This is a genomic window from uncultured Dialister sp. (assembly GCF_900538805.1).
Taxonomy (GTDB): domain Bacteria; phylum Bacillota; class Negativicutes; order Veillonellales; family Dialisteraceae; genus Dialister.
Genome location: NZ_UPZP01000146.1, coordinates 1 through 3,601 on the forward strand (window position 1 = coordinate 1; position 3,601 = coordinate 3,601).

Sequence of the window (3,601 nt, forward strand, 5' to 3'; positions counted from 1 at the left end):
GCTATTTAAGGAAGCCCATGACGAAGCAGTGCATAAAAATTCTTATAAAAGGAAACTCTATGAATTAATCAGTGCTTCCCTATATCCCATCAGTTTGTCAATGATCTCATGGGGGCGGGAATCTTTCCGCCGCGGTTGATGAATTCGTCGGCCTGGAATTTGTTGATTTCCAGGATGGGGGCGTAGCCCATGAGGCCGCCGAACTGGACCATGTCGCCCGGTTTCTTTCCTGGCACCGGGATGAGGCGGGTGGCGGTGGTTTTGTTGTTAATCATGCCGATAGCCGCTTCGTCGGCGAGAATGGCGGAGATGGTGGAGGCAGGGGTGTCTCCGGGAATGGCAATCATGTCGAGGCCTACGGAGCAGACGCAGGTCATGGCTTCCAGTTTTTCCAGGCAGAGGCTGCCTTTTTCAACAGCTTCAATCATACCCAGGTCTTCACTTACCGGAATGAAGGCGCCGGAGAGGCCGCCGACGCTGGAGGAGGCCATGAGGCCGCCTTTTTTCACGGCGTCGTTCAGGAGGGCCAGGGCTGCCGTGGTTCCCGGGCCGCCGCAGCTTTCCAGTCCCATTTCTTCCAGTACCTGGGCCACGCTGTCGCCGACGGCGGAGGTGGGGGCCAGGGAGAGGTCGATAATGCCGAAGGGGGCATGGAGCCGTTCGGTGGCTGCTTCGGCCACCATCTGTCCCAGACGGGTAATCATGAAGGCGGTGTTCTTAATGGTGCGGGCCACCACGTTCAAGGGGGCGCCTTTTACGTCTTCCAGGGCTCTCTTCACCACACCGGGGCCGGAAACGCCAACGTGGATGGCGGTGTCACCCTGGGTGATTCCGTGGAATGCGCCGGCCATGAAGGGATTGTCTTCTACGGCGTTGCAGAATTCCACCAGCTTGGTGCAGCCATAGGCGTCCTGGTCTTTGGTGAGCTCAGCCGTTTCCTTCACCACTTCGCCCATGCGCTTTACAGCGTCCATATTGATGCCGGCCTTGGTGGAGCCTACGGCCACGGAGCTGCAGATGCTCTTGGTGGAAGCCAGGGCTTCCGGGATGGAGTCGATGAGGATTTTGTCGGAGGAGGACATGCCCCGGTCCACCAGGGCGGAGAAGCCGCCAAGAATGTCCACGCCCACTTGGTCTGCCGCTTTCTGCAGGGTCTCGGCAATGGACACATAACTTTTGGCTTTGATGCCGCCGGCTATAAGGGAAATAGGGGTCACGGAAATACGGCGGTTGATGATGGGCACGCCGTATTCTCTGGAAATATCATGGCTCACTTCCGTCAGATGCTCTGCTTTGGTGCAGATGGTGTCGTAAATCTTGCGATTCAGCGTCTTTTCATCATCGGAAACACAGCCTAAGAGGGAAATGCCCATGGTAATGGTGCGTACGTCCAGCTTGTTCTGGTCAAACATGCGCTCAGTGGCAAGGATTTCTTCAATATCGAGCATGGCTCCCCCTTTCAGATACGGTGCATGGCATAGAAAATGTCAGCCAGCTGGGCCCGTACGTCCACGCCCAGATTTTTCCCCAGGACACCCAGTTCATCCTGGACTTCCTTCAGGGAACCTTTGGCCTTTTCCATGTCGCAGATCAGGACCATATCAAAAATATCTCCCAGAATGGTCTGGGAAATGTCGAGGATATTAATATTTTCCTTCGCCAGGGCTGCCGCAACGCCGGCAACAATGCCCACACGGTCAGCACCGATTACAGTGACTACGATTTTTTTCATACATCTGCTCCTTCCATACTTCGTTCCATAGAAATCAGACCGCTGCAGCCCATTTTCCTGAAAAGCAATTCTGCAGAATGTCTTTTCTCATTATAGCATAAATGGGGAATGGGGATTAGGGAATGGAGATTGGGGAATGGGGATTAGGGAATGGGGATTGGGGAATAGTGGTTGAGGGTTGGAGAATGGAGATTGGGGAATGGGGACACGCCCTGTAGGGGCGTAAGGGTTCAGAGGGTGCAAGCCGCCATCGGGCCTGTCGGCCTTGGACGACTCGGGTTCGGCCCGGGATCGGCTGCGCCTTCCGGGCTGGTTCAGAAGGTAGATATAAAGTCCATTCCATGGAGGCAGGGAGGCCGCCTTCGGCGTCCCACAGGGCGCCACCACCATCCTCTGAACCCTTTGAACCTTTTGAACCCTGCGCACCCAAAGGGGGCGCTCCTGCTATTTCAAATACTTTTTATAAAGGAACACGCAGATAATGACAGACAGCAAAGACCCTGCCGGCGCTGCCATGCCCATGGGGTAGAGGGTGGTGGGGAAGAGGAGGGCGGCGGCGTAGGTGCCGGGGATGCGGACGGTGAAGATGGAAATAACGTTGTGAAGAAAGGAGAAGGACGCTTTCCGGTGGGCTGCAAAGCAGCCGGAGAAGCAGAAGTGGATGCCGGCGATGGCGCAGTCCAGTACATAGGACTGGAAGTAGTCGTTTCCCATGGCAATGACCGCCTCCTCCCCCGGTACAAAGAGGGCCACGATTTCACTGGCTTTGAAATGGACGAGGAGGATGCAGAGAAGGCCGAAGGAAACGCACACGGTGATGCCATAGCGGAGGGCCTTCCTGCCCCTTTCCGGAAGGCCTGCGCCCAGGTTCTGGGCGGTGGTGGCGGACACGGTGGACATCATGGCAGAGGGGACCAGGAAGAGGAAGCTGATGATTTTTTCCACAATCCCCACGGCCGCCGCCGCTTCCACGCCGCGGCTGTTGGCAATGGCGGTGATGACCAGGAAGGATATCTGGATGAGACCGTCCTGGCAGGAAATAGGAATGCCTATGGTAAGGATGCTTCGCATCCAGGGGCTGCCGGGGGTAAAGTCTTTTCTGGAAAGGGCAAGGGGCGACAGTTTCCGGTGGAGGTAAAAGAGGGAAAGGACGACGCTCACCGCTTCACTGGCAAAGGTGCCCCAGGCGGCACCGGCGGCGCTCATATGGAAATGGCCGATGAGAAGGTAGTCCAGAAGGATATTCACTATGCCGGCAATGGCGATGAAGGTCATGGGGGCTTTCGTATTTCCCATACCCCGGAAAAAGCCGCTCACCATGTTATAGATGACGATGAGTGGTACTCCGGCAAAGCAGATGGTGAGGTAGGCTCTGGTGTCCTCCAGCGCTTCTGCCGGTGTCTGCAGTACTTGGAGAATGAAGGGCATGAAAAGAAAGAGGAGCGCCGTGAATACAATGGCGAAGGGAAGAAAGAGGGCGGCGGCACTGCCCATGAGACGAAAAGCTTCCCTTTCATTTTTGGCTCCCAGTGCCCGGGCGATGGATACGGCGCTTCCGATGGTGAGGCCTGCAATGATGACGATAATCATATGCATCACCTGGCTTCCGATGGACACGCCGGTGACAGGAGCGGCGCCGTAGTACTGGCCGGTAATGAAAAGGTCCGCCATGCCGTAGAAGGTCTGGAGGAAGCAGGCCGCCAGATAGGGGACGGCGAAATTCATCATTTTGGGGAAAAGGGGTCCCCGGGTCAAATCGTTATGGAGAATCATGATTATTTCCTTTATATAAGGAAGCACTGATTCATTCGCAGAATCGAATTTCATATGTATTTTTATCCAATGCTGCGTCATAAGTCTCCTTAAATA

The 3,601-nt window shown here is 55.5% G+C and carries 3 protein-coding genes; all 3 read right to left on the bottom strand.

Going from position 1 to position 3,601, the window contains the following annotated elements:
* Positions 1-89: 89 nt before the first annotated feature.
* The 3 genes from QZQ29_RS09115 to QZQ29_RS09125 all read right to left on the bottom strand — a co-directional run bounded on the left by QZQ29_RS09115 (position 90) and on the right by QZQ29_RS09125 (position 3,505).
* Entirely contained in the window at positions 90-1,448 is a 1,359-nt protein-coding gene (locus tag QZQ29_RS09115; protein ID WP_296962564.1) for a PFL family protein, read from the bottom strand.
* An 11-nt stretch (positions 1,449-1,459) separates the two neighbouring features.
* Entirely contained in the window at positions 1,460-1,732 is a 273-nt protein-coding gene (locus tag QZQ29_RS09120) for an ACT domain-containing protein (RefSeq protein WP_296962566.1), read from the bottom strand.
* 444 nt (positions 1,733-2,176) lie between these two features.
* The gene (locus QZQ29_RS09125; protein WP_296962568.1) at positions 2,177-3,505 is read right to left on the bottom strand and encodes an MATE family efflux transporter; all 1,329 of its coding nucleotides are present in this window, start codon (positions 3,503-3,505) and stop codon (positions 2,177-2,179) included.
* Positions 3,506-3,601: the final 96 nt, after the last annotated feature.

What these genes read in the sequence shown, in the direction of transcription:
- QZQ29_RS09115 (WP_296962564.1), bottom strand. Translation starts at nt 1,448, where the DNA reads ATGCTCGATATTGAAGAAATCCTTGCCACTGAGCGCATGTTTGACCAG.
- QZQ29_RS09120 (WP_296962566.1), bottom strand. Translation starts at nt 1,732, where the DNA reads ATGAAAAAAATCGTAGTCACTGTAATCGGTGCTGACCGTGTGGGCATT.
- QZQ29_RS09125 (WP_296962568.1), bottom strand. Translation starts at nt 3,505, where the DNA reads ATGATTCTCCATAACGATTTGACCCGGGGACCCCTTTTCCCCAAAATG.